At 59.5% G+C, this 24993-nt stretch carries 26 protein-coding genes; 5 read left to right on the top strand and 21 right to left on the bottom strand.

Going from position 1 to position 24993, the window contains the following annotated elements; translation table 11 throughout:
• Positions 1–77 precede the first annotated feature (77 nt).
• Complete coding sequence (locus AC3WMT_RS10115) at positions 78–1130, top strand: NAD(P)-dependent alcohol dehydrogenase (RefSeq protein ID WP_103306675.1); 1053 nt, start codon at positions 78–80, stop codon at positions 1128–1130.
• Here AC3WMT_RS10115 and AC3WMT_RS10110 read toward each other — a convergent pair.
• The 9 genes from AC3WMT_RS10110 to AC3WMT_RS10070 all read right to left on the bottom strand — a co-directional run bounded on the left by AC3WMT_RS10110 (position 1127) and on the right by AC3WMT_RS10070 (position 9122).
• On the bottom strand, positions 1127–1930 hold the full coding sequence (locus AC3WMT_RS10110; protein WP_103306676.1) for an IclR family transcriptional regulator: 804 nt from the start codon (positions 1928–1930) through the stop codon (positions 1127–1129). The two genes, AC3WMT_RS10115 and AC3WMT_RS10110, sit on opposite strands and share 4 nt — an antisense overlap.
• Positions 1931–1990: 60 nt before the next feature.
• Positions 1991–3301 carry an MFS transporter gene (locus tag AC3WMT_RS10105; RefSeq protein ID WP_103306677.1) on the bottom strand — a complete coding sequence of 437 codons (1311 nt, stop codon included), beginning with the start codon at positions 3299–3301 and terminating at the stop codon, positions 1991–1993.
• A 176-nt stretch (positions 3302–3477) separates the two neighbouring features.
• Positions 3478–4626: a galactonate dehydratase gene (dgoD, locus tag AC3WMT_RS10100; protein ID WP_007908327.1), complete on the bottom strand. Its 1149-nt coding sequence runs from the start codon at positions 4624–4626 to the stop codon at positions 3478–3480.
• Positions 4627–4675: 49 nt separating this feature from the next.
• Positions 4676–5296, bottom strand: coding sequence for a 2-dehydro-3-deoxy-6-phosphogalactonate aldolase (locus tag AC3WMT_RS10095; RefSeq protein ID WP_103306678.1), 621 nt, complete (start codon positions 5294–5296; stop codon positions 4676–4678).
• A gap of 19 nt (positions 5297–5315) precedes the next feature.
• A complete protein-coding gene (locus AC3WMT_RS10090) occupies positions 5316–6305 on the bottom strand; it encodes a 2-dehydro-3-deoxygalactonokinase (protein WP_103306679.1) in 990 nt (329 codons plus the stop codon).
• Between the two features lie 89 nt (positions 6306–6394).
• Positions 6395–7321, bottom strand: a complete 927-nt coding sequence (locus AC3WMT_RS10085) for a hypothetical protein (RefSeq protein ID WP_103306680.1) — start codon at positions 7319–7321, stop codon at positions 6395–6397.
• Positions 7318–7845, bottom strand: a complete 528-nt coding sequence (locus tag AC3WMT_RS10080) for a hypothetical protein (protein ID WP_103306681.1) — start codon at positions 7843–7845, stop codon at positions 7318–7320. Before AC3WMT_RS10080 ends, AC3WMT_RS10085 begins: the two co-directional genes overlap by 4 nt.
• Positions 7846–7920: 75 nt before the next feature.
• Positions 7921–8454: a hypothetical protein gene (locus AC3WMT_RS10075; protein WP_256583595.1), complete on the bottom strand. Its 534-nt coding sequence runs from the start codon at positions 8452–8454 to the stop codon at positions 7921–7923.
• 188 nt (positions 8455–8642) lie between these two features.
• Positions 8643–9122, bottom strand: coding sequence for a GNAT family N-acetyltransferase (locus AC3WMT_RS10070; protein ID WP_103306682.1), 480 nt, complete (start codon positions 9120–9122; stop codon positions 8643–8645).
• Positions 9123–9336: 214 nt separating this feature from the next.
• Between AC3WMT_RS10070 and AC3WMT_RS10065 the strand changes: the two genes are divergently transcribed.
• The 4 genes from AC3WMT_RS10065 (at position 9337) to AC3WMT_RS10050 (ending at position 12022) form a co-directional block, all read left to right on the top strand.
• Positions 9337–9990, top strand: coding sequence for an HD domain-containing protein (locus AC3WMT_RS10065; protein ID WP_103306684.1), 654 nt, complete (start codon positions 9337–9339; stop codon positions 9988–9990).
• Positions 9991–10100: 110 nt separating this feature from the next.
• Positions 10101–11315 carry an MFS transporter gene (locus AC3WMT_RS10060; protein ID WP_103306685.1) on the top strand — a complete coding sequence of 405 codons (1215 nt, stop codon included), beginning with the start codon at positions 10101–10103 and terminating at the stop codon, positions 11313–11315.
• Between the two features lie 64 nt (positions 11316–11379).
• Positions 11380–11721, top strand: coding sequence for a hypothetical protein (locus AC3WMT_RS10055; protein ID WP_103306686.1), 342 nt, complete (start codon positions 11380–11382; stop codon positions 11719–11721).
• Between the two features lie 43 nt (positions 11722–11764).
• Positions 11765–12022: a hypothetical protein gene (locus AC3WMT_RS10050; RefSeq protein ID WP_016986009.1), complete on the top strand. Its 258-nt coding sequence runs from the start codon at positions 11765–11767 to the stop codon at positions 12020–12022.
• Between the two features lie 191 nt (positions 12023–12213).
• On the opposite strand, the gene AC3WMT_RS10045 is transcribed toward AC3WMT_RS10050, so the two are convergent.
• The 12 genes from AC3WMT_RS10045 to AC3WMT_RS09990 form a co-directional block, all read right to left on the bottom strand.
• Positions 12214–13143 (bottom strand): PfkB family carbohydrate kinase, encoded by a 930-nt coding sequence (locus tag AC3WMT_RS10045; protein ID WP_103306687.1) that lies wholly within the window; start codon positions 13141–13143, stop codon positions 12214–12216.
• Entirely contained in the window at positions 13136–14602 is a 1467-nt protein-coding gene (locus tag AC3WMT_RS10040) for a purine-cytosine permease family protein (RefSeq protein WP_103306688.1), read from the bottom strand. The genes AC3WMT_RS10045 and AC3WMT_RS10040 overlap by 8 nt, the downstream gene beginning before the upstream one ends.
• Positions 14603–14824: 222 nt before the next feature.
• The gene (locus AC3WMT_RS10035) at positions 14825–15823 is read right to left on the bottom strand and encodes an ADP-ribosylglycohydrolase family protein (RefSeq protein WP_103306689.1); all 999 of its coding nucleotides are present in this window, start codon (positions 15821–15823) and stop codon (positions 14825–14827) included.
• The gene (locus tag AC3WMT_RS10030) at positions 15820–16533 is read right to left on the bottom strand and encodes a GntR family transcriptional regulator (protein ID WP_103306690.1); all 714 of its coding nucleotides are present in this window, start codon (positions 16531–16533) and stop codon (positions 15820–15822) included. The genes AC3WMT_RS10035 and AC3WMT_RS10030 overlap by 4 nt, the downstream gene beginning before the upstream one ends.
• A gap of 344 nt (positions 16534–16877) precedes the next feature.
• Positions 16878–17846: an L-arabinose ABC transporter permease AraH gene (gene araH / locus AC3WMT_RS10025; protein WP_103306713.1), complete on the bottom strand. Its 969-nt coding sequence runs from the start codon at positions 17844–17846 to the stop codon at positions 16878–16880.
• A 12-nt stretch (positions 17847–17858) separates the two neighbouring features.
• Positions 17859–19400 (bottom strand): L-arabinose ABC transporter ATP-binding protein AraG, encoded by a 1542-nt coding sequence (araG, locus tag AC3WMT_RS10020; protein WP_103306691.1) that lies wholly within the window; start codon positions 19398–19400, stop codon positions 17859–17861.
• Between the two features lie 54 nt (positions 19401–19454).
• A complete protein-coding gene (locus AC3WMT_RS10015) occupies positions 19455–20459 on the bottom strand; it encodes a substrate-binding domain-containing protein (RefSeq protein WP_103306692.1) in 1005 nt (334 codons plus the stop codon).
• A gap of 136 nt (positions 20460–20595) precedes the next feature.
• Positions 20596–21414: an SDR family oxidoreductase gene (locus AC3WMT_RS10010; RefSeq protein ID WP_103306693.1), complete on the bottom strand. Its 819-nt coding sequence runs from the start codon at positions 21412–21414 to the stop codon at positions 20596–20598.
• A 270-nt stretch (positions 21415–21684) separates the two neighbouring features.
• Positions 21685–22560 carry an SMP-30/gluconolactonase/LRE family protein gene (locus tag AC3WMT_RS10005; RefSeq protein ID WP_103306694.1) on the bottom strand — a complete coding sequence of 292 codons (876 nt, stop codon included), beginning with the start codon at positions 22558–22560 and terminating at the stop codon, positions 21685–21687.
• A gap of 130 nt (positions 22561–22690) precedes the next feature.
• Positions 22691–23407 (bottom strand): FadR/GntR family transcriptional regulator, encoded by a 717-nt coding sequence (locus tag AC3WMT_RS10000; RefSeq protein ID WP_103306695.1) that lies wholly within the window; start codon positions 23405–23407, stop codon positions 22691–22693.
• A gap of 198 nt (positions 23408–23605) precedes the next feature.
• The gene (locus tag AC3WMT_RS09995) at positions 23606–24166 is read right to left on the bottom strand and encodes a DUF1285 domain-containing protein (protein WP_103306696.1); all 561 of its coding nucleotides are present in this window, start codon (positions 24164–24166) and stop codon (positions 23606–23608) included.
• 15 nt (positions 24167–24181) lie between these two features.
• The gene (locus tag AC3WMT_RS09990; RefSeq protein WP_093435410.1) at positions 24182–24787 is read right to left on the bottom strand and encodes a DUF4823 domain-containing protein; all 606 of its coding nucleotides are present in this window, start codon (positions 24785–24787) and stop codon (positions 24182–24184) included.
• Positions 24788–24993 lie beyond the last annotated feature (206 nt).

Here is a 24993-nt window from a genome sequence, read left to right as displayed (position 1 = left end):
GGAATCGTCATGGCCGGACCGTCAGTCGGCGCCCAGAATGCGCCGCCTCACTTGTCACTGCTTTTGCGAGGTTCCACATGTACACCGCCATCGGCTATGCCGCCCAATCGGCCACCACGCCCCTCGCCCCGATGAAGTTCGAACGCCGCAGCCCACGGGCCGACGACGTCGCCATCGAAATCCTCTACTGCGGCGTCTGCCATTCCGACATCCACCAGGCGCGCAACGAATGGGGCATCGCCGTTTACCCGTTGATGCCAGGCCATGAGATCGTCGGAAAAGTCACCGCGATCGGTGCGAATGTCACACAACACAAGGTAGGCGATCTGGTCGGCGTTGGCTGCATGGTCGACTCCTGCCGCACCTGCGAAGCCTGCCAATCGAACCTTGAGCAATACTGCCTCGAAGGTCCGACCATGACTTACGCCACCCCGGATCGGGTCGATGGCAGCAACACCATGGGCGGCTACTCCGACAGCATCGTGGTCAGCGAGCACTTCGTCGTGCGCATTCCGGAAAAACTGGCTTTGGCCAGCGCCGCACCGATTCTCTGCGCCGGCATCACTACCTACTCGCCGCTCAAGCACTACGGCGTCAAGGCCGGCGACAAGGTCGGGATTCTCGGCATGGGCGGCCTCGGCCACATGGGCATCAAGTTCGCCAAAGCCATGGGCGCCGAAGTCACGCTGTTCACCCGTTCAGCGAGCAAGGCTGAAGAAGGTCGCCGTCAGGGTGCCGATCATGTGATCGTCTCCACCGATGCCGAGCAAATGAAAGCCGCTGCCGGTTACTTCGACTTCCTGCTCGATACCATCCCGGTACAGCACGATCTCAACCCGTACCTCGACACCCTGCGTTTCGACGGCGTGCACATTCTGGTCGGCCTGATCGAGCCGGTTGATCCGCCGGTACACGCTGGCAAACTGGTGATGAGCCGCCGCGTGCTGGCAGGTTCCTTGATCGGCGGCATCGCAGAAACCCAGGAAGTGCTGGATTTCTGCGCTGAACACAACATCACCTGCGACATCGAAATGCTCGACATCCGCCAGATCAACGAGGCTTACGCCCGAATGATCGCCGGTGACGTGAAGTACCGTTTCGTGATCGACATGGCGACGCTCAAGGTTTAAATCTTCAGACCGAGTTCCGCCGAGAGCCGGGCTGTGACCCCTTTGATCAGGGGGATCAGCTCGGCCATTTTTTCCAGCGGCATGTACGGCACGGTGCTGGCGATACTGATCGCCGCCACGATGCCCTTGCTCGCATCCCGAATCGGCGCCGCCACGCAGCGGATCGACGGTTCGTTGTCCTCCAGATCGAACGCGTAGCCACCCGCGACGTACTCGATCATGCGCTGCTCAAGCTGTTCCCACGACTGCTGGGGATGCTGCGGCCAGAACTGACTTTTCCCACCCGCCGGCAGGCTGATGTCGTACAGACGCTGCCAATCTTTCGGCGAGTCATCGAGCATCAACGCCTTACCGATACCGGTCCGTGCCAGCGGCATGCGATGGCCGACCCGCGAACGCATTTCCGGGCCGTTGCGTCCCGGGTTCTTCAGCAGATACAGCACTTCGTCGCCTTCACGAATGCCCAAGTGCACCGTGTCGCCGGTCAACGCCGACAACTCGTCCAGATACGGCCCGGCCAGACTCACCAGCGGCAACTCTTCGCGCGCCTGGAAACCCAGCTCGATCAGCTTCGGCCCGAGCAGATAACCGACTTGCGGCACCACGCGCAGGTAGCGCTCGTCGACCAGGCAACTGGCCAGACGATGGGTGGTGCTGCGCGTGGTGCCGATCAGTCGGGCAATCTCTTTGAGATCACGGGCGCCACTCGCCACTGCCTGCACCACACCCAAGCCGCGCAATAGCGTCTGGGTGCCGGTGGGCGCGGCGTCCTTGGTTTTTTCCGGGGCGTCTTCCTGCATATCCAGCCTTTACCGTTGAGCGAGGGAACGGGCGGCATTATGGTCGCCCGATGCTGACCACTACAACTCGATACGTTCGACCTTGCCCACCAGCAGCACGTAGGACAAAGCGCCAATCAGTGCGAGAACCGCGATGTAGGTGATCGCCGGAGCAAAGGAATCACCACTGGCGAGGAAACCGATCACGATCGGCGTGGCAATCGCCGACAGGTTGCCGATGAAGTTAAACACCCCACCGGTCAAGCCGAGCAGACGCGCCGGCGCGAGGGTCGAAACCAGCGACCAGGTGATCGACGCCAGACCGTTGCCGAAAAACGCCAGGGCCAGAAACGCAATCACCAGCGGCGTTGACTCAACGAAGTTGGCGCCAATGATCGAAGTGGAAATCAGCAGCCCGCCAATGATCGGCAACTTGCGTGCGAAACCGACGGTATAACCACGACGGATCAAAAAGTCGGAAAAGAACCCCGAACACAACACGCCGATAAACGCGGCAAGAAATGGCAGCGACGCCAACAGGCCAGACTTAATGAAGTCCATGCCGCGATATTTCACCAGGTAGGTCGGGAACCACGTCAGAAAAAACCACAGCGTCGAGTTGAGGCAGAACTGGCCGAGATAGATGCCCCACAACTTGCGTTTAGTGAGGACGATGCCGAGGTCGGTCCAGCTGAATTTGGCTTTTACCTTGGCGGTCTCAGCCTGGATATCCACCAGGCCGCCTCCCTCGCGGATCAGATCGATTTCTGCATCGTTGGCGCCCTTGAAATCCCGCGGCTCGCGATACACCGCGTACCAGATCACCGCCCAGATAATGCCCACCGCGCCAGTGGCGACGAAGACCATGTGCCAGCCAAATTCATGTTGCAGCCAAGCCAGCACCGGGGTGAGAAACGCCAGACCGACAAATTGCCCCGACGTGTAAAAACCAATCGCCGTGGCGCGTTCACGCTCAGGAAACCACGTCGTCACCACGCGGCTGTTGATCGGATACGCCGGTGCTTCCAGCGCCCCGACCGCCATGCGCAGCACAAACAGCGCGATGAAACTGGCAGCAAAACCGAGCATCACGGTGGCCAGCGACCACAGCAACAACGCGACACTGTAAAGAATGCGCGGCGGCACCCGGTCGACCAGCCAGCCGCCGGGGATCTGCATGGCCGCGTAAGTCCAGCCGAACGCGGAAAAGATCAGGCCGACATGGATCGGATCGATACCCAGCTCACTGGTCAGGGCCGGCGCGGCAATCGACAGGTTGCTGCGGTCGAGGTAGTTGATGACCACGGTGATAAACAGCAACACCATGATGAAAAACCGCTTGCGGCTGGGCGTGACTAAAGACGCCTGCCCGGTGAGGGTTTGCGGTTGCATGAGAGATGCCTCTTCTTATGTTTATTTGAGGTCATGACGCAAATCACCCATCCATGGAGATCAAACTGTGGGAGCTGGCTTGCCAGCGATGGCGATGTAACTGTCACATCAATGCTGGATGCCGTCATCGCTGGCAAGCCAGCTCCCACAAAGACTTTCGGTGTATCAGGGCAGACTCACCACTCGGCAAAGCTGCCATCGGCATGGCGCCAGATCGGGTTGCGCCAGCGGTGGCCGACCGCCGCGCGCTCGATCACGTATTCCTCGTTGATCTCGATGCCCAGGCCCGGGCCGTTCGGGATCTTCACGAAGCCTTTGTCGTAATCGAACACGCGCGGATCCTTCACGTAGTCGAGCAAGTCGTTGCTCTCGTTGTAATGGATGCCCAGGCTTTGCTCCTGGATAAACGCGTTGTAACAAGCCGCGTCCAGCTGCAAACACGCTGCCAGCGCAATCGGCCCCAGCGGGCAATGCAACGCCAGCGCGACGTCGTAGGCTTCGGCCATGTTGGCGATCTTGCGGGTTTCGGTAATGCCGCCCGCGTGGGAAGCGTCCGGCTGGATGATGTCAACGTAGCCTTCGCTCAACACGCGTTTAAAGTCCCAACGCGAGAACAGCCGCTCGCCGAGGGCAATCGGTGTGCTGGTCAACGGTGCCAGCTCTTTCAGCGCTTCGTAGTTTTCGCTGAGCACAGGCTCTTCGATGAACATCAGTTTGTACGGGTCGAGTTCCTTCATCAGCACTTTGGCCATCGGCTTGTGCACTCGACCATGGAAATCGACACCGATGCCGACGTTCGGCCCCACCGCGTCGCGCACGGCGGCGACGTTGGCCAAGGCGAGGTCGACTTTTTCGAAGGTGTCGAGGAACTGCAGTTCTTCAGTGCCGTTCATTTTCACCGCAGTGAAACCACGGCTCACCGCCTCTTTCGCCGCACGTGCGGTGTCGGCCGGGCGGTCACCACCGATCCATGAATACACGCGGATCTTGTCGCGCACCTGACCACCGAGCAGATCACTGACCGAGACACCGAGGGCCTTGCCCTTGATATCCCACAGCGCCTGGTCGATACCGGCCAGCGCGCTCATGTGGATGGCGCCGCCACGGTAGAAGCCGCCGCGATACAACACCGTCCAGATGTCTTCGATGTTGCGTGGGTCTTTGCCGATCAGGTAGTCGGACAATTCCTCGACGGCGGCAGCAACGGTGTGTGCGCGACCTTCAACCACGGGCTCGCCCCAACCGGTCACGCCCTCGTCGGTTTCGACCTTGAGGAAGCACCAGCGCGGCGGCACGATGAAAGTGGTGAGTTTGGTGATTTTCATCTGCTTGTCTCTCTTATTTGGATGCAGCGCACGCAGCGCCAAAAAAGTCTTAGCGAAGAGCCTTCCACGCAGCCACGTACGCCTTGGCATTGACCGCAACCTGCTCCGGCGTCATGCCCGGTTTGAACAGCCCGGAACCCAGTCCGAAGCCTTTCACCCCGGCGTCGATAAACGCCTGCATGTTGTCCGGTGTGATCCCGCCGACCGGCGCCAGCACCGTTCCGGACGGCAACACCGCGAGCCAGGCTTTGACGACCGCCGGGCCCATCTGCTCGGCCGGGAACAACTTGAGAATGTCCGCGCCCTCCTCCAGCGCCGCGAACGCCTCCGTCGGCGTGGCAACACCCGGCGACAGGTACAAGCCCGCCGCTTTCGCCGCGCGCAAGACCTTGGCATCGCTGTGCGGCATGACGATTACCTGGCCGCCGGCCTCTTTCACTTGCTCGACCTGTTGCGCGGTCAACACCGTGCCGGCACCGATCAGGCAATCGGCGGGCAAGGTCTTGCGCAGGATGCGGATACTTTCGTACGGCGAAGGGGAATTGAGCGGTACTTCGATGACGCGAAATCCGGCTGCGTAAAGGACTTCTCCGACAGCGGCGGCTTCCTGCGGGTGCAGGCCACGCAAGATCGCGATCAGACCGTTTTGTGCCAGTGCTTGCTTGAGCATGTCAGGCCTCCAGTCAGGGTTAACGGGATGAGGAATCGATCAGTCCGGCGGCCAGCGCCAGTTGCCACAGTCCACGCTCGGTGGCCTGCTCGGCCAGCGTCACCTTGGCGAAACCGCAAGCATCAAGGGCACGGCTATAGCGCGCGCAGAGTTGCGCGTTACCGATGAGGATGATCGAAGGAAGATGCACGCTGTTGCGTCGATGCCGCTGAACCGTGGCGAGTGCCGCCAGTTCATGACCAATCATGAGGCCGGACAGGTAATCCGCTTGCGCCGTCGGGCTGAGTTCACCGGTCAGGCCCAGCGTTCGCGCACTGAATAAATTCGAGAGCACGCCGAGTTCACCGTCCGCCGACAGCGCAACCTGCACGCCCCGGTCAAACGCCTGACCATCGAACGTCGCGCCTTGCTGTTGGGTACGGCCGAGAATGCTGTGTTCGCTGAGCACGGCGAACACTTCGCCGGTCATGAAGGTGTCGAAATGCGTGATGCGGCCATCGACCACTTCCACCCATTTCGAATGGCTGCCCGGCAGGCCGATCAACAGATCACTACCCGCCGAGACCGGCAGATTTTGCAGGACACCGAGGACCTGGGTTTCTTCACCGCGCATCACATTGGGCAAACGCGAACGCTGAATCACACCCGGCACGATGTGCACGCGGGTGCCGCGCAGACTGACCACGGTTTGTAGGGAGTTTCCGAGATTGGCGACGTTTGCCGGCGTCTCGCAGTAGGCCGCTTCACGCCAGCCCTGCGCGCTGCCGACCATGCCGCAAGCGATCACCGGCAGATCCGGCTGCGCATCGAGCCAGTCGCCACACACCTCATCAAAGGCCAGTTCAAAACCGTCGGTGCACTCGCGACCGTTGATGACTCGCGGGGTCTTCGGCAACTGCATGATCCCGGACGAGAGCGCGCGCTGTTCCAGCACCAAGCCGTCCGCCGCGAGTTTGTAAGCACGTAATGAGGTCGTCCCCCAATCGAGCGCGATCAATTGCGCCAGCATCGCTTCACCTGTTTTGTTTTTGGCAGTGAGTGCGACGGACTATAGACCTCTTAAGCGTGAAATCTCAATATGTAATTTTGCATCCCACATTATGGGACCGAATCAGTCCAGGGAGTCCATCGCTCAACAACGTCGAGATTCTTGTTGATGATGACCCTCAACGTTTCGTTCTCAATGGATCCAACCTCATGCGTACGGCCTTTCTCGTCAGTTATTCCGGGCTCCAGACGTCCGTCACCGCGGATGATGGTGTATGCCGCAAAGGGTGCCGGGGTTTCCTCTGAACCTGAAACAATCCGCAACTTCGTCTTGCTCGGCGCAAACGAGGCCAGCATGCCGGCGTAGGGCACATCACTGCAGAGCCCGAGACTGTCGATCTGGTCATATCCCAGCGCCAGTTCATAGCGCCAGCGCACGATGCACACGGAAGCAGAAGGCAGCAACGACCTCGGTTGATCAGACTGTTTGAGGGAAATACGCGGTGGTGCCACACGGGGATTTTCTATTGCAGCAATGAACCGCGACGCAGGCATGTACATGACTTTCGAGTAATAGGCCACGAACGGAAAAGCCGTGATCGCCACCTTGCACGGAATGTATTCCTGCGGCTTGAGGATCTGCACCAACTCGACCGGTCTGATGTAGTTGCGGCCGTCATTGATGGCGTGATTCTCGACGCTGATATTGGCGAACATCTCGTACCGACGATCGCCCTCGATCAGGCGCATGCCACTGACGATTCCCGACGCTTCCAAAACGATTTCATGTTCGACGGAAAAGTCTGGATCACCATTCAAGGAGCATTTAATCCAGGTGCCGATCTGCCCTCGTCGGCCATGATCCTCATACAAATCAATCAGGTTTCGGTCTGAGGTGAAACGCAGGTCATAGGAGGAATAATTCTCGTGATTGATCGAGACAAACTCAAGCCTGGCGGGGGGGACATTGAGGTGCAGGCACGATGAACACAATAAAAAACCACCCATCAACAGCCACTTCGCGATACGCAAATTCAATGTTTGACCCTCTGTTCCATAACACGCGCAAACTCGGAACTTGCAATACCGACAGGATGGGATTGGTAAGACTCGGAAAAATACCCCGAGGCACTGAACCGGCAGGCCAAGGCATTGCGCTCTCGTAAAAAAGCCAAGAGCTGTTCCTGTGAAAGAAACGTATTCGAGCCGTCCTCATGATCGCTGTGCACCGATGCCAGACGGGCCGAATATTGATGTTTGCCAAGTGCACCCTGGCGATCCAGTTCATCCACGGCACCGATTAGAAAGTTCGACTGACCGTGTCTCTCATGAAAATCGAGTCTTGCATCCAGATAACACGTCAACGTGTTGTCGTCCTGAATCGTCCTCGAATCACCCTTGAGGATATTCATCAAGTCCGCCTCTGAAGCAAATCGAACTTCAATGGTGCCATTCCCGGGCACATACGCCATGGCAACAAACTCGATGTCGGATCGCGCAATCTCTGGTCTTTCGGCGCAGGCACTGCAAAGCAAAAAACAAATCCCTAAATACCTTTTCAACCCAACATCCTGTCAATTAAATGAACACCTGAAATACCTGACTACGACGATTGCAGATAAGCGCGCAGTAATTACTCACTCGGCTCCATCAGCCTTCAAAACAGACAATATTTCTGCCACCGGCATAAACAACGACCGTGTGTAATACGCTTTGTAACCGGTTGCCATAACGACCACCTTGCAAGGGATACTTTGTTTGCCTTGCAACAACCCTTTCAAGGCACTCTTACTCAGATACTCTGAACTGCGGTATCTGTCGGTATGACTTCTGAAAGAAACACGCGCCAGATAATCAAAGCCGGATCCTGGCGTTGATTGCCGGTTTTCTTCGATCAATCCCATCGCCGCTTGAGCCATCGTGTGTCCAACGGAAAAATCCGTATCATCGGCCAGTGCACAAACAAATACCTGGTCGAAACTGCGGGCATTCTTTTCGCGGGCGAACAGTTCAAGCAGTTCCGTATCCGAATGAAAGCGCACAAGGTAGTAACCACTGATGGTGTGGCCGCTACTGATCGAGTCGAACGCTAACACCGCCGGCCGAATATCATGGGATCGGGCGCAGGACACGCAGAACAGGCACACAACGCTCACCAGTAACCACTTCATGGCATCACTCCCTGTATGTCCGCACATCGCCGGTCACTCATTGACCCAGCGAAGGCTCCACGGGCGTGTAGAAAGGGTTCCAGAAGCATTGCAGGTGTCGTCCGTGAGCGCGCAAAAATGCGCGCGTAGAATGCCGGACCAGAGCACTGGCGACAATCGAATCAATAGCGGATTGCCATTGAGGCACTTTAGCCCTCGGCAAACTCGCGCAGCACTTTGCCATCCATGCGATAGCGCACCCACTCTTCCTGCGGCTGCGCGCCAAGGGATTTGTAGAAATCGATGGCAGGGGTGTTCCACTCCAGCACGCTCCACTCGAAGCGCCCGCAGTCGTTGTCGCAGGCGATTTTCGCCAGGTGCCGCAGCAGGGTTTTACCGGCGCCGCCACCGCGTTGCTCGGGGGTGATGTAGAGGTCTTCCAGGTACAGGCAATTGCTGCCCAACCAAGTCGAATAGCTGAAGAAAAATACGGCGAAGCCGATCGGCAGACCGTCGCGCAGGCAGATCAGGCCGTGGGCGGTGGCGCCTTCGCCGAACAGGCTGCGTTCGATGTCGGCGACGCTGGCGATGACTTCGTGACGGGCCTTTTCGAAATCCGCAAGTTCAGTGATGAAGGCGAGGATTTGCGGTGCATCGCTGGGGGTCGCCGGGCGGATTTCGATCGTCATGGACGGGCCTTGTCGGAAAAGGAAAACGCCATACTAAGGCCGCATTGCTTTTGTGGCGAGGGAGCTTGCTCGCGCTTGGCTGCGAAGCAGGCATAATCCAGGAAATGCGATCTGCCTGATCCTCCACATCGATGGGATTCGGGGCCGCTACGCAACCCAGCGGGAGCAAGCTCCCTCGCCACCGGGTTTTACTCAGACGATAAACAGGATGTCTATGTCAGCTACAGCTTTTGCGCCTTTGATGGATCTCGCCGCCGAATTGCTGCCCCACGCTCTGGAACCCTCAGACGACGGCGCTCACGACCTCGCACATCTCCAGCGTGTTTGGCACAACGTGCGTACTTTGCACGCTGAGGAAGGCGGCGACCTGGAGGTGTTGCTGGCGGCCGTGCTGCTCCACGATTGCGTCGCCGTAGAAAAGAACTCGCCGCTGCGTTCACAAGCCTCACGTCTGGCGGCAGAAAAAGCTGCGGCGGTATTGGCAGAAATGAACTGGCCGGAAGAAAAAATCGCCACCGTCGCCCACGCCATCGAAGCCCACAGTTTCTCCGCCAACATCACCCCGTTGACCCTCGAAGCAAAAATCGTCCAGGACGCCGACCGTCTCGACTCGCTGGGCATGCTCGGCGTTGCCCGCACGTTCTACGTCGCCGGGCGCATGGGTTCTGCGCTTTACGACCCCGTGGATCCTGAAGCGAATCTACGCGACTACGATGACAAGCGTTTTTGCCTCGATCATTTCCAGACCAAACTGCTGCACCTCGCCGATGGTTTCCAGACGGTCGCCGGCCAGCGCCTGGCGCAAGAACGGCATCAACGCCTGAAAGGTTTCATGGAGCAGTTCAAGGAAGAGATCGGCATCGTCTAACGCGTTACTCCGGCGCACGACGATCCTGACTTCAGCAACCTCGGACCTAAGCCCTGCGCCTGACGTGTTATCTAGATGACGCTGAATTTTGCCGCTCAAGGAACCGCGTCATGTCGCCAGCCACACCTCAGGTCTCAGGCAAGCTGTTCGGCCTGTTCTGTCTCGCCAGTTATCTGTTGTCGCTGTCCTACGGCTCGACGTTTTTGCTGTCGTTGTTGATCAGCTCTCGCGGCGGTAACGAGCACGACGCCGGCAGTGTGATTTCGGCGGCGATGCTCAGCACGTTTGTGGCGGTGCTGGTGTCCGGACATTTGTCGGATCTGCTCGGTGCGGCGCGTTCGATTGCGTTGTTTGGCGTGCTGTTGGTGGCGGCCAGTCTGGGCTTTGCGCTGACGCCGGGGTTTGGCCAGCTGTTGTTGTTTTTCGGCTTGCTGCTGGGCCTGGGCTGGGGCGTGTTTTACACCTTGGGACCGATCATTGTCGCGAGTCTGGTGAGTCCGGCGCAGCGGGCCAGATATTTCGCTTTGCTGTCGGGCAGCATGATGACCGGCATCGGTAGCGGCCCGTTGCTCGGACGTGCGGCCAGTGCCATGGGGCTGCCGGTGACATCAGCGTTTTATCTGGCCGCGTTGGCGAGTCTGATTGGCGTGCTGCTGTTCTGGCTGCTCGGGTCGAGATTGCATAGTACCCAAGCCAGCAGCGCGGCAAAAATCACCTGGCGCGCAACCACGCAAGTGCTCGGGTCACGCGCGCTGTTCCCGATCATCATGGTGGGCCTGGGTGGCTGCGTGTTCGGTGGTCTGTCGAGTTTCCAGACCAGTTACGCCGCCGCCCGCTCGCTCGATTATTCGCTGTTCTTCCTCGGGTTCATGAGCGCGGCGATCAGCAGCCGGATGCTGATCGCAGGCTTCGTGGTCAAGCGTGATCCGCTACGTGCATCGTGCCTGTTGTCGGGGTTGATGCTGGCATCGATTGTGCTGTTCGCTTTTGGCGTACACAGCGGTTTCAGTTATCTGCTGGCAGCGCTGATGCTCGGCGTCGGTTACGGCCTCACCTATTCAGTGATCAATGGCCTCGCCGCCAACGAAGCGCCAACCGGCACCACGTCGCAGGCCTTGCTGCTGTTCAGTCTGTCGTACTTCATCGGCGTGTTCGGCTTTCCCTTGCTGGCGGGGAAAATCATTGTTGAACATGGCATGCCGACGTTGCTGTTGACCGTGCTGCTGGTTGCGCTGGCGAACTGGCTGATCACCGTCGGGCGTTTGTTCTGGCGGCGGATCAACGTCAAAACCGTGGCAGCGAGTCAGACCGTTCGTCGTTCATGAGGCACCAATCCATAACGAGAGCAGACCAACGGAGGGTAAGGATTCCAATCACTGGAGAAGCCCTATGATCCCGTCAAGGTTGACCGCTTTCGTATTCAGCGCCCTGCTCTGCCCCGCAGTTTTCGCCGCCACCACGACGGCAGCGGGCACCGGCCCTACCGACCCGACCCCGCCACGAGCCCCCGCCATCAACAGTGCCCCCGGCATGAACACCGATGGCTCGGGCGTGCCATTGATCAACCAGCCCCCCGCCACCGGTACCGATCCGCGCACGCAAGGCAGCGACCCGGGTCGCCAGGGCGGCATGAACACCCCTGATTCCCCTGCAGCACCGGATAACGCCGGTCCCGGCATCGGCTCGAAAACCACCACGGGTGGCTCGGGTTCCGAAGGGTCCGGTCAGTAGTTCGCCGACGCGAGCGTCCTATTCAATCCATGAAGAGGTAACCATGAACGTCGATAAAAACCTGGAAAAAGAAGTCCTCACTCGTCTGCTGCACGCCCACCCGAGCGGCTTGGGCAAGGAGGTGCTGGACAATTATCGGGGCGAGAAAGTCGTGGCCAGTGCCCTCGCCGCCTTACAGGATCGCGGACTGATTCATCACGGACACGTGACCTGCAACGAAGCCGGCGAACATTCGTTGAACCTGCCGATCAAGCTCAGCGCCGCCGGCGTTGAAGCGGCGCGCAAACTCGATCTGCAGTAGTACCCGGGCCGTTCGCCGCGCGTGCGGCGGACGGCCAGATCTTTAGGCAGGGCTGGCCAGATCAGAATTTTGCAGTGCCGCTGTCGGCCCCATCGCTGGCAAGCCAGCTCCCACTGGGAGTACGGCTGTACACAAATACTGAGTTCACCACAAAAACCTGTGGGAGCTGGCTTGCCAGCGATAGCGGCTGTTCAGTCGCCGAAAGTCTTGCTGATTAACGCATCAACCTCAGCGCTCCCCGGCGAAGTCGCCGGCCCCCAACGCGTTACCGCCAAAGCCGCCGCCGCATTCGCCCGACGCGCCGCTTCAAGGGCGGACAAACCCTGCGCCAGCCCAGCGACAAACACCCCGGCATGCGCATCCCCGGCACCATTGCTGTCTACTGCTTTTACGGCAAATCCCGGTACATGCTGGCGCTCGCCGGCCTGGTGAATCCAGCAGCCCTGCGGGCCGTCGCGCACCACCATCAGCACATCGGCGGGCAGATGTTCGGCGAGACGATCCAGCGCCGCACCGATATCCTCAGTCCCGGTAAAGCGCAACGCCTCGACACTGTTGCTGGTCCACACATCAATGCGCGGCAGCAATTCCTGCATCATTGGCGAATCCGGCGATTCCACCAGCGGGCCCGGATCGAACACCACGTTGATCGAGTCCGGCAGCGCCAGCGTCCAGTCAAGCAGCGCCTGCGCCTTGCCCTCATGCAACAGGCTGTAGCCGCTGAGATAAACGTAATCGCCAGCTTCGGCCGCGACGCTGTTCAGATCCGCCTCAGTCACCTCACCTTCGGCGCCGATGTAAGAAATGAAACTGCGCTCGGCCGATGCATCGGTCAGCGCCACGCACAAACCGGTGTCGCGCTGCGCAGGCTCAGCGATGCCGATGTGAATGCCCTCAGCGTTCATCGCCTGCCGCGCCAGATCACCGAAACGGCCGCTGCCGTGACGGCCCAGGTAGACGACAGGCAAACCATTACGCACAGCCGCCGCCATCACGTTGAAGCCGCCGCCGGCCTCGAAACCGGCGGATTGCGCCAGCACATCACCGCCGATCTGCGGCAGTTTTTCCACGGCCATGACCAGGTCGATGATGACCTGGCCGGTGTGCAACATCTTAGGCATGGGCATTCTCGACTTGCGCGGCACGGCGATCTTTCGCCCCGCCGAGGACTAGATAAATGCCACCGGCGACCACGAACGTCACGATCCAGCCGAGGCCGTTGTGGCCCAGCCACGAGTCGGACAGAAAGCCCTTGAACCAGACGTTTTCAGCGGTGGTGCCAATGGTGGTGAAGCTGAAACCGAGCACGATGGCAATCGCCCACGCGCCGAACGCGCGCCATTCGATACCGCCGCGATACCAGTAAGCGCTGCTCGGGCTGACATCTAGAAGGTCTTTGGGGCTGTAGTAGTGACGATGAATCAGGTCGACGACGAAGATCCCGACCCACGCAGTGATAGGCACCGCCAGCAGGGAAATGAAGGTGATGAACGGGCCGTAGAAGCTGTCGGCGATCAGCATGAAGTAGATCGAACCGGCGAAGATCGCGACGATGTCGACCACCACGGCGTAGACGCGTTTGACCTTCAGACCGAGGGTCAGCGTGGTCAAACCGGCGGAGTAAACCGACAGGTTATTCGACAGCAGCAAACCACCGAACGCGGTGATCAGGTACGGCACGGCCATCCACGTTGGCAGCATGTCGCGGATCGCCACGATCGGGTCAGTCGCCGATGCCAGATCATTGTTGCCGACCGACAGCAAGCCACCGAGGGTGATCAGCAGCACCAGCGGGATGCCCGCACCGAACGCGGCGGAAGCGACCAGACGCACGGCTTTGACGCTGCGGTGTTGATAGCGCGACATGTCGGCACCGGCGTTGGCCCAGCCGATCCCGGTGCCAGCGGCCATGGTGCCGATGCCGATGATCATCGCGCTCATCGGTGCGGGCGTGGCGTTGAACACCGCGCTCCAGTCGATGGTCGCGCAGAGGAAACCGCCGACCAGAATATTCAGCGCGCCGAACACGTAGGTCGCCCACTTCTGGATCACCAGCAACGTGGCGTGGCCAAGGCCGGAAACCGCCAAGGTCAGCAGAACAAAAATCGCGATGAAGATCAGCGTCAGCAGCGGCGCACTTTTCGCCTCGACCGGCGAGCCGAACAGGATTGAGCACAGCGATAGCAGCACGAACGCGGCGGTGGTGGTGTTGACGGTTTCCCAGCCCAGTCGCGACATCAGCGAGACCAGCGTCGGGCCGATATTGCCGCGCACGCCGAAGATCGCGCGCGACAGCGTCAGACTCGGCGCCCGACCGCGACGACCGGCAATCGAGATGATCCCGACCACGGCGAACGAACCGGCGGCGCCGATGATCGCAACGATGATCGCCTGCCAGATCGCCAGCCCGCGAAACGCGACCAGCGTGGCGCCCAGCGGCAAACCGAGAATGGAAATGTTGGCAGCGAACCAGACCCAGAACAGTTGCAGCGGATGCCCGTTGCACTCGGCTTCCGGCACCGGTTCGATGCCGCGGGTTTCCAGTTGCCCGGCGCTTTGCCCGGCGTTTGATGAACTCATGAAAAATGCTCCTGTTTGCCTTTTTTGTGGTTGTGGCAATGACGCATGACGACAAGACATCCCGGCCGTCCTGGGCCTGTCTGCGCGATCCATTGCGGGTTGGAAAAATCAAATTTGCGGTGCACCTATCGCTGGCAAGCCAGCTCCCACAGGTCCAGAGTGAACCTTAAGGTATGCACTATCCCTGTGGGAGCTGGCTTGCCAGCGATGGCGTCAGTTCAATCAGCGCAAAGCGAGCAGCCCCTGCACCAACGGTTCAAGCTCCAGATGATTGACCGCTTTCACCGTTTCAATCATCGGCGCAGGCCAACTCTCAAGGCCCAGGCAGGCCCCGAGCATTGCCCCGAGAATCGCCGCGATGGTGTCGGTGTCGCCACCCAGACTCGCCGCCATGCACAACGCTTCGAACGCGGTCATCTCACCGACCGCCACTTGCTGCGCCAGCGCAAACGAGACCACCACCGACTCCTGCGACGCGACCGAAGTGCCGATCACGTCGTAGAGCAGATCCGCCAGCAGCGCTTTGTCGCTGTCGACGCTGATGGTGCGCGCCCAACTGATGCGCGAAGCAATACGTCCACCCGCCACCCAGTGCCCGTACGCTTCCGCTTGCTGGGCGATTTGCTGACCGAGGTTCAACGCCTCGCCCAGATCCACGCCATTGATCCCGGCAGAGACCACCGCCGCCACTGCCGCCGCACTGGAAATCCCCAGCGTGGTGTTGTGGGTTACCTGACAGGCCTGCACCACCGCCGCAATAAAGCGCTCGGGATCAGCCACATCTGCCGCGATTCCCACCGGAGTAATGCGCATCGCCGCGCCGTTGGTGGTGCCGTAACGCCCGGCCTCTTCCGGCGAATGACCGGCGAGGATCATTTCGATGGCACGTTTGGTCGACGGCCCGAGCAAGTCCTGCGAGCCCTTGGCCTGCATCGCCGCTTCCCATTCGATCAAGCGTTGCGCAAGGATTGCCGGTTCGATACGGCCCTTGCCTTCGACCAGCAACTCGCCGACCAGGATTGCCTGCTCGGTGTCGTCGGTAATCGAGCCTTTGGGCATGTTCGCGGCAATCGGTTGCAGCGGGCCGGCGTCCTGCAGATCAGTAATCTGGCCGAAGCGGGTCTTGATCGTTTCGCGGTTCAGCGATTGCGTCGGCATGCCCAGCGCATCACCGAGGGCCAGGCCATAAAACGCACCGAGGGCACGGTTGAGCGCGGTCATTTCGATTCTCCAAATTGCAGGTGCAGACGGAAGTGCACCGGGTCGAGCAGGCTTTCCACCTGTTCCATGAAGCGGTTCTGTCGGTCGTAAGTGGTGCGCAGAGCCTTGAGGAACACGGTGCCGAGCGGGCGGCCAAGCAGTTCAGCGTCTTCGGCATTGAGCGGTTCAGCGCCGATCCACTGATCGCCGCGCTCGCCGATGTAGCCGTAGGCGGCCAGGGTGATGGTCAGGGAGTTGTCGATCAGACCGACGCGCGGCAGGCTTTCCAGGCCGCCGGTGGCCGGCATCAATGAGCGTTCGAGGGACACCAGCGTGCCGTCATTGGCACGGCGGCGACGGTCGAGGGTAATGAATTTCTCAGTGCCGAAAACGGCCAGCAGATCGGGCCGGGTCACGGCTTCCAGACGCAGCACTTCGGTGTTGATCAGCGCCCCACTGTCGGCCAGCGCCTGCGCCCAGCCGCTACGCTGGTCGAGTACCACACCGTCGAACGTGACGATGGAACCGACACCGCTTTGCGTGGCGATGTAATTGCGCCGCTTCAATTCGGCCAGCGCTTCGCGCAGCGTGCCGCGGCTGACCTTGAATTCCTGAGCCAACTGATGCTCGCCGGGCAATAGAAAGCCGTCCTCCATGAGGCCGCTTTCGATGCGCCGGACGAGTTCGTCGACCACCCGTTGTTTCTTGTCAAATCGTACCTGTCTAATCATGTACAAAGTGATAACCGAAACGGGCCAGGGCGGGCAAGGAATATTTGGGGAAGGTGACAAAAGGCGGGACTTGATGCGATTCCCTGTGGGAGCGAGCCTGCTCGTGATGACGTCGGCACTTTCAGCATCGATGTGACTGAAAGAACGCTATCGCGAGCAGGCTCACTCCTACAAAGGTTATGCGTCGAACCGTAAATTCTGCTTTAACCGCAAATCCCTGTGGGAGCTGGCTTGCCAGCGATAGCGGCGGCACATTCAGAACTGATGTTGAATGACCCGCCCCAATCGCTGGCAAGCCAGCTCCCACAGGTTTAAGTGCTGAAGCCAACTCGGAGAGAATGAATCTAGCGTTGTTTGAGACGATCGATAACGACGGCCAACAGCAAAATCGAACCCCGAATCACATACTGATAAAACGTGTCGATGTTCTTCAGGTTCATCGCATTCTCGATAATCGCCAGAATCAACACCCCGGCAATCACATGCCGAATCATCCCGATCCCGCCGCTCAGCGACACCCCGCCCAACACGCAAGCCGAAATCACCGTCAGCTCGAAACCCTGGCCGATCATCGGCTGCCCCGACGTCATCCGCGACGCCAGAATCACCCCGGCCAGCGCACCAATCACACCGTGCACGGCAAAGATGATGATCTTGGTGCGATCGACGTTAACGCCCGCCAGCAGCGCCGCTTCCTGGTTGCCACCAATGGCCATGGTGTTGCGCCCGTAGGTGGTGTAATTCAGCAGCCAGCCGAAAAACAGGAAGCAGACGATAGTAATCAGAATCGGCACCGGCACACCAAACAACTGACCATTACCGAAGACGAAGAACGATTCCTGCGACACGCCCACCGCTTTGCCGTTGGCAAAAATGTACGCCAGGCCACGAACAATCTGCATGGTCGCCAACGTAGTGATCAACGCATTGACCCGCAATTTGGCAATCACAATCCCGTTGATCAGCCCGACAATCAGACCCATCACCAACGCTGCGCTGACGCCGAGAAACACGCTGTTGGTGTCACGCATCACCACCGCCGCGACCACGCCGGCGCAAGCAATCACCGAGCCCACCGAAAGGTCAAAATGCCCCGACGCCAGGCAGTACAACATCGTGCACGCGGCAATCCCGGTGGTGGAAATCGCCAGGCCCAAACCACGCATGTTCAACGGCGAAAGGAAGTTGTCGATCAGCAGCGTGCAGGCCACGAAGATACCGACGGCTGCCAACAGCATGACCCAGTCATCGAGGAAGCGCCGCATATCCAAAGGTTTGCGCTCGGTCGGCAGGGTTTCTTTCTGGGTTGTCATCATAGTCACCTCTCAGTTCGCCACGCCGTCAGCGCGGTGGCGCGGCAAAGCCAGTTGCAGCAAGTTGGATTCATTGGCCTGGTCACGGCTGACTTCGCCGCGCAGGGCGCCTTCGCAGAGCACCAGAATGCGGTCGGAAATGCCCATCACTTCCATCAGGTCGCTGGACACCACGATCACCGAAATACCCTCGGCGGCGAGGTTATGGATGATCTGGTAGATCTCCGCTTTGGCGCCGATGTCGATGCCACGGGTCGGTTCGTCGAGCAGCAGGACTTTCATCGGCATGGATAACCAGCGGCCAAGAATGGCCTTCTGCTGATTGCCGCCGGAGAGGAATTTGATCTGCTGGCCGGCATGCGGGGTTTTCACTTTCAACGCCTTGATTTGCTTGTCGGCGTTGCCCTTTTCCCACAGCCCGCGAATCAGGCAGCCGAGGCCAGAGTTGGCACCACGCGCACTGATGTTGATGTTCTCGGCGACACTGGCGAGCGGAATGATCCCTTCCTTTTTACGGTCCTCGGGGCACAGCAGAATCCCGGCGGCAATCGCATCGCGCGGTGAGCGCAGCTTCAGTTCATGACCGCGCAATTCAAGGCGTCCGGCAGTGTTGCGCTCCAGACCACTGAGCAGACGAAACAACTCGGTGCGCCCTGCCCCGACCAATCCGAACAGGCCGAGAATCTCGCCTTTGTGCGCTTCGAAACTGATCGGTTCGCGCAGGCCCGGGCCGAGCAATCCGTCGACCTTCAACGCGACGGCGCCGCGTGGGCGATGGCGGTAATCGTAGATGTCCTGAATGTCACGGCCGACCATGCAGGTCACCAGTTGATCGTGGGTCAACTGGCTCATGTCGTCGAAGGTGCGTACGAATCGGCCGTCCTTGAACACCGTCACCGCATCACAGATACGGAACACTTCTTCCATGCGATGGGAAACGTAAAGCACCACTTTGCCTTCGTCACGCAAGCGCCCGATGATCGCCATCAACCGATCGATTTCGCGGGCCGAGAGGCTGCTGGTCGGTTCGTCGAAGGCAATCACATGCGCGCCACGCGACAACGCCTTGGCGATTTCCACCAGTTGTCGCTGGCCGAGCGACAAGCGTCCTACCTTGGTCTGCGGATCGATTTCATCGGCCAGGCCTTTGAGGCAGTTCAACGCTTGCTGGCGCAACGTACCGCGATTGATAAGGCCGAAGCTGGCCGGCAAGTGACCGAGAAACAGATTCTCGGCCACGGTCATTTCCGGCACCAGATGCAGCTCTTGGTGAATCACCGCGACGCCGCTGCCGATGCTGTCGGCGGTGGACTTGAAGGCCATCGTTCGCTCGCCGATCTGCAACTCGCCGCTGCTCGGAATGTAGGCGCCGCCGAGGATTTTCAGCAGGGTCGATTTGCCGGCGCCGTTTTCGCCCATCAGCGCATGGACTTGTCCTGGATGGGCGACGAAGCTGATGCCGTCCAGCGCCTTCACACCTGGGAAGGTTTTGCCGATCCCGTTGAAGCGCAGGCTGCCGCCGCTGTTGTCATTTGTCTGTACTTGCGCGTGCATTTGAACCACCTCTTCACACGATCAGACGGCCCGGCTGTCCGGGCCGCTGCGACGTCAGTTCCACAAGCCGATTTTTTCCAGCTCTTGCTTGAAGTTCTCGCGGGTGATCAGGGTGACGTCGTCCATGGCCGTGTACTTCGGCGGTTCTTTGCCGGTGGTGACCCACTCGTACATCATCTCGGCGGTCTTGTAGCCTTCGATGTGCGGGCTCGGCAGCATCGAGCCAAAGAAACCGCTGTTAGGCTTCTTCAGTTCACCGATGGCGTCAGTGCCATTGATGCCGATGCCGATCACGTTGGTCGCGGCAAACCCGGCGGCTTCGGTGGCACGGACGCCGCCGAGCACGGTGTTGTCGTTCATGCCGCCGATGATCAGGTTCTTCGCCGCACTCGGCAGTTTCACCAGCGCCGAGTTGGTCGCGTCCATACTGCCCGGCACGTCGAGGGTTTTCAGTGCGGCGAACAGAATGTGGTCTTTCGGCATGCCGGCGTCTTCGAGGGATTTCACCGAGCCGTCGGTGCGCTTCTTGCCGGTGTCGAGTTCGTTGTAGGTATTGACCACCGCATAGGTGTCTTTCCAGTCCCAGTTACGCTTCTTGGCTTCGGCGACCATCGCGTTGCCCTGCTTCTGGCCGACTTCGAACGCGGCCATGCCGAGGTACGGCACGTCTTCCATGAACTTGCCGTTGGCGTCGACGAAACGGTCATCGACGGCGATGACTTTGAGGTCATTGAGCTTGGCTTTGGCCATGATGGCCGGGCCGAGCGACACGTCCGGCGGGCAGATCACGAAGCCCTTGGCACCGTTGGCCGCGAGGCTGTCGATGGCCGAGAGGGTTTTCTCGCCGTCCGGTACAGCGATCTTGATCAGTTCAAAGCCCTTGTCCTTGGCGGCTTTCTCGGCGAAAGCCCATTCGGTCTGGAACCACGGCTCTTCCGCCTGCTTGACCAGAAAACCGATTTTCACGGTATCGGCAGCGAGCAGCGCACTGCTCAGGCTGAACGCGGTGACCGCCAGGGCGGCACTGCACAGGGTACGAATCCCGAAACGACGTTTCATAAGCTGACTCCTTGTTATTTTTTTTGAGCAATGTTTGAAAAGCGTTAAAGCAAGGTTCTGCAAAGCCTGTTGAAAATAGTCATATCGTATGATGATTGGATTTCAAGCGGATTTATCCGCATGGAAGCCGCAGTGTTCAGTCGTGGTACATCACCGAACGACCACCATCGATGGTGATACATGAAGCATTGATAAACGGCGCTTCGTCGCTAGCCAGAAACACTGCCGTCATCGCCACTTCCAGCGGCTGACCGATGCGTTTTGGCGGATGCAGATCAAAGGCGCGTTGGCGTTCGGCGAGCGGGTCGGCAAAGCCGTTCCAGTAATCGACGTTCAGTTGCGTTTCGATGTAGCCCGGGGCGATGGCGTTGACGCGAATGCCCTTGGCCGCATATTCGATGCCGAGTGCGCGGGTCAGTCCAAGCAAGCCGTGCTTGGCCACCGGATACGGGAAGCAACCGGGGATGATGTGGCTGGAATGGGTCGAGGCAATGTTGATGATGCTGCCGACGCCCTGCTCGATCATCTGCGGCAGCACCGCTTTGCAGCCGTACCAGGCGCCGTCGAGGTCAATGGCGAAGCAGCGATGCCAGTCGTCTTCGGTCATTTGCAGTGGATCACGGAACACATTGACCCCGGCGCAGTTGACCAGCACGTCGATGCGGCCATGCAGTTCGACTGCACGTCTGGCCATGGCGTGAAGATCCTGCTGACGTGACACATCAGTCTTGAGTGCCTGCACGTCAAAGCCCTGTTCGCGCCATTGGGCGGCGACTTTCTCGACCTTTTCCGCCTGAATATCGCTGATCACCAGTTTGGCTTGTTGCGAGGCGAAGGCTGCAACGATGGCTTCACCGATGCCTTGGGCAGCACCGGTCAACAGCACGACCTTGTTTTGCAGACGCTCACCCTTCGGCGGTGCGGGCACCCGCGGCAGGGAAAGAGGTTCAGCCATGGATCAGGACTCCTGTTCGCAAGCGCAAAAAAACCGGGCATCTGCCGATGTCCGGTCTGGAAGGCGTTTGAAACAAAACAGGCAGGCGTCGCTGACGGCATCGAACCGTTGCGAGACGCGGACTCCATTGGGGAGTGCGATAGACATTCGCTGCATCACTTCACCTGTTTTGTTCTTTTTAAGTGTGAGTGCGTGTTACTGCTGGAGCCGACTATAAACCCGACCGCCAAATAATCTCAATATATAATTTTGCATCCCATATTTTGGGATTTATCCAGCGAATCGCGTACAGAGTTTTCCAGCAATATCCACGCGCATCGACAACACCGCGCCATCCAGTGGATGGTTGTGCGGACTCTTGGCACTGGTGATGTACAGGGTTTTCAGGTCTTCACCGCCGAACACGCAACTGGTCGGGCGGCTGACTGGCAGATCGATCCTGCGGTCGACCTTGCCTTCAGGCGTCAGGCGCAGCAGGCAACTGCCGTCCCAACGGGCATTCCACACATAGCCCTCCGCATCCAGCGCCGAACCGTCCGGGCCGCCCTGCTGATCCGGGCCGTACCAGACTTGTGCGGCATCGAGATTGCCGTCGGCGTGAATGAAGTAGCGATGGAGCGTGCCGTCGAGGCTGTCACCGAAAAGCAGCGTGGTGCCGTCGTCGCTCCACAGCAGCGTGTTGGGAATGCCCAGACCGCGCAGCAACGGCGTGACACGTTTATCGGGGTCGACACGGAACAATCCACCGGAACGGCGTGTGATCGGCAGATCTTCGCCCTGCTCGCCGATGTTGTTTTGCATGGTGCCCAGCCATAACCGGCCTTGCGCGTCGCAGCGAGCTTCGTTGGGACGATTGCCCGGTTGCGGATCGGCGACGCAGAACAGGGTCAGGCGCGGTTCGAGTCCAGGGGAGTCGAGATCGAGGCGGTAAACGCCACTGCTCAGGGTCACCAGCGCATCGCCACCGTTGCATGGAATGAACGCGGAAACGTGCTCGGGCATTTGCCAGATCTGCACGTTCTGGCCGATCAGGCGCAGGGCCTGTTTACCGGCGATATCGACCCAGTACAGCGCTTGGGTTGGTGCGTCCCAGAATGGGCCTTCGCCAAGTTGGGCGCGGTGCTGGGTGACGGCGGTCCACGGCATATAACTGTCTCCATTTTTCTTGTTTTTACTGTAGGAGTGAGCCTGCTCGCGATCGCGGCGGATCAGTCGAAGCAGCTTTGCCTGATACGACGCTATCGCGAGCAGGCTCACTCCCACAGGCGAATTTGCATTAACTGGCTTTTTTATCGGCCATGACTTTCGGGTAAAAACGTTTGATCGCCAGGTCGGCATTGTCGATCAAGGTCATGCAGGCCCACACGCCTCGCGCGGCATCCCGGGCGGCGATTGCATCGGCCATGTCTTTGTGGATCGGCAGGGTGCGGCGCAGTTCATCGGGATCGGCGGCAGAAACTTCGAACGATACTGCGAGCAACGCCCCCAGGGCCGGAACCATTTGTTCGATGAACTGGTTATGGCTGGCGGCAAGAATGCATTCGTGGAAGGCCTGATCGGCGCGGTTGTAATCGATGCCGCTGTCGACGGCGCGCTCAAGGGCGTTGTAAGCCAGTTGCACCGCTTCAATCTGTTCCAGCGTCGCGCGCTCACAAGCCCAGCGCACGGCCATCGGTTCAATGGTGCGACGCAGGTCGAGCAAGTCATCGACAAAATTTTCCGGTAAGCCATTACGTGACAGCCAACCGACGACTTGCGGATCGAACAGGTTCCAGCGCCGCACCGGCAACACGCGGGTGCCGACCTTCGGCCCGACTTCGAGCATGCCTTTGGCAACGAGAGTTTTGATCGCTTCGCGAATGACCGTGCGGCTGACGCCAAGCTGCTCGCCCAGATCGGCCTCGACCTTGATGGTCTGGCCCGCTTTGACCTGCCCGGCGGCAATCCAGCTGCCGAGCCAGTCGACCGTTGAGGCATGAAAGCTGCTGGACATGGATACCTCAAAGCTGTTTGCGATGGGTCATCAAGCTAATCATCATACGAATAACAGTCAATCGGGATTTTCAGCTGAAACACAAACCCCCTGTAGGAGTGAGCCTGCTCGCGATAGCGGTAGATCAGTCGGTATTTATGGTGACTGATACACCGCTATCGCGAGCAGGCTCACTCCTACAGGGGGGTTGTGCGTTTGTCAGGGCTCAAGGCCGATGCGGAAGAACTCGCCGCCACTCCACACCCCGAGCCAGCGCAGGCCATCGATTTCACGGCTCACCGCCAGTTCCACCAGTTGATAGAACACATTGCGGTGAATCAGCGCTTCGAGGTTAGTGCGTACATGCACGTAAGGCGCCGGCTCTTGCGTCGTCGGATCAATCTCTACCCGGATCGGGTGCTCGGGCCCGGCCTCGGCAGTTTCATCAACGTTGGTGGTGAAGCGCAAAAGCTGCGCCTCACCCTCGCCTTCAACCTCGACGGCAATGGCCACAAACGGCGCATCGTCGACTTTGATCCCGACCTTCTCGACCGGGGTGATCAGGAAGTAATCATCGCCATCGCGGCGAATGATCGTCGAGAACAGCTTGACCATCGGCTTGCGCCCGATCGGCGTGCCCAGGTAATACCAGGTGCCGTCGCGGGCGATGCGCATGTCGATGTCGCCGCAGAATTCCGGGTTCCACAAGTGCACCGGCGGCAGGCCTTTGGTTTTGGGGATCTGTCCCAACAGGTCATTGGCTTTTTGCGGGCCACTCATGGCGTACTCCTTGAATTATTGGTCACCGACTCCCAGAAGGCTGCGCGCGTATTGAGCCAGCGGCGGGCCGATCAGGTCTTCGGGCTTGTTGTCGTGGAACGTCAGTAAACCGCCACGACTCTTGATCCGTGCAGTATCAATCAAATACTGGGTGCTGGTCTCGATCAACATGATCTGAATCACGCCGCCATCGATTCCGAGGCGATCCACAGCTTCCTCGTCGAGCCACTCATCGGAGTTGCCGATGCGGTCGTCAGCCTTGGCGAAACGCGTGTACAGCAGGTAGTGCGCACCGGCATCGCGAGCTTCGCCCATGGCCTGATCAAGGCCTTCCGGCGCACGAGCGCGGCGGACCATCGGGAAGTATTCGACGAAGCCCTTGAAGGCCTCTTCAGCCACCACGTTCGGTCGCGGATACGAACCACCCGGCGGTGCGAACGCGCCTTGGGCGATGTAGATAAACGAATCCGGTTGAATGCGGAAGTTGTTCACGCGGCGACTGTCGCTATGATCGAGCAGCCCCGCATCGCTCATCTGATAGCGAGTGCCTTCGGCCATATCGCTGACAGTCATACAGCCGCCAAGCGCCAAAACGGCCAGCAGCAAAACCAGGCTACGCATCCTATTCCTCCAGTGGCCGGTGACGGAAAACCGGCGAATGGCCGTTGGATGCAGCTTTTGCGCCAGTCCTTGAAAATGTGCAGGTATCGAATTTGAAATGACGCCCCAAAGGCCTGAAATGAAGCCATTGTGGCGAGGGAGCTTGCTCCCGCTCGGCGGCGCAGCCGTCGTGATTTCGGTATCTATGGTGAGCCAGACAGAATCAG

Source organism: Pseudomonas sp. FW305-7 (genome assembly GCF_058786735.1).
Note: the sequence above shows the minus strand (reverse complement) of the source record. Positions and strands in the feature narration are given on the sequence as shown.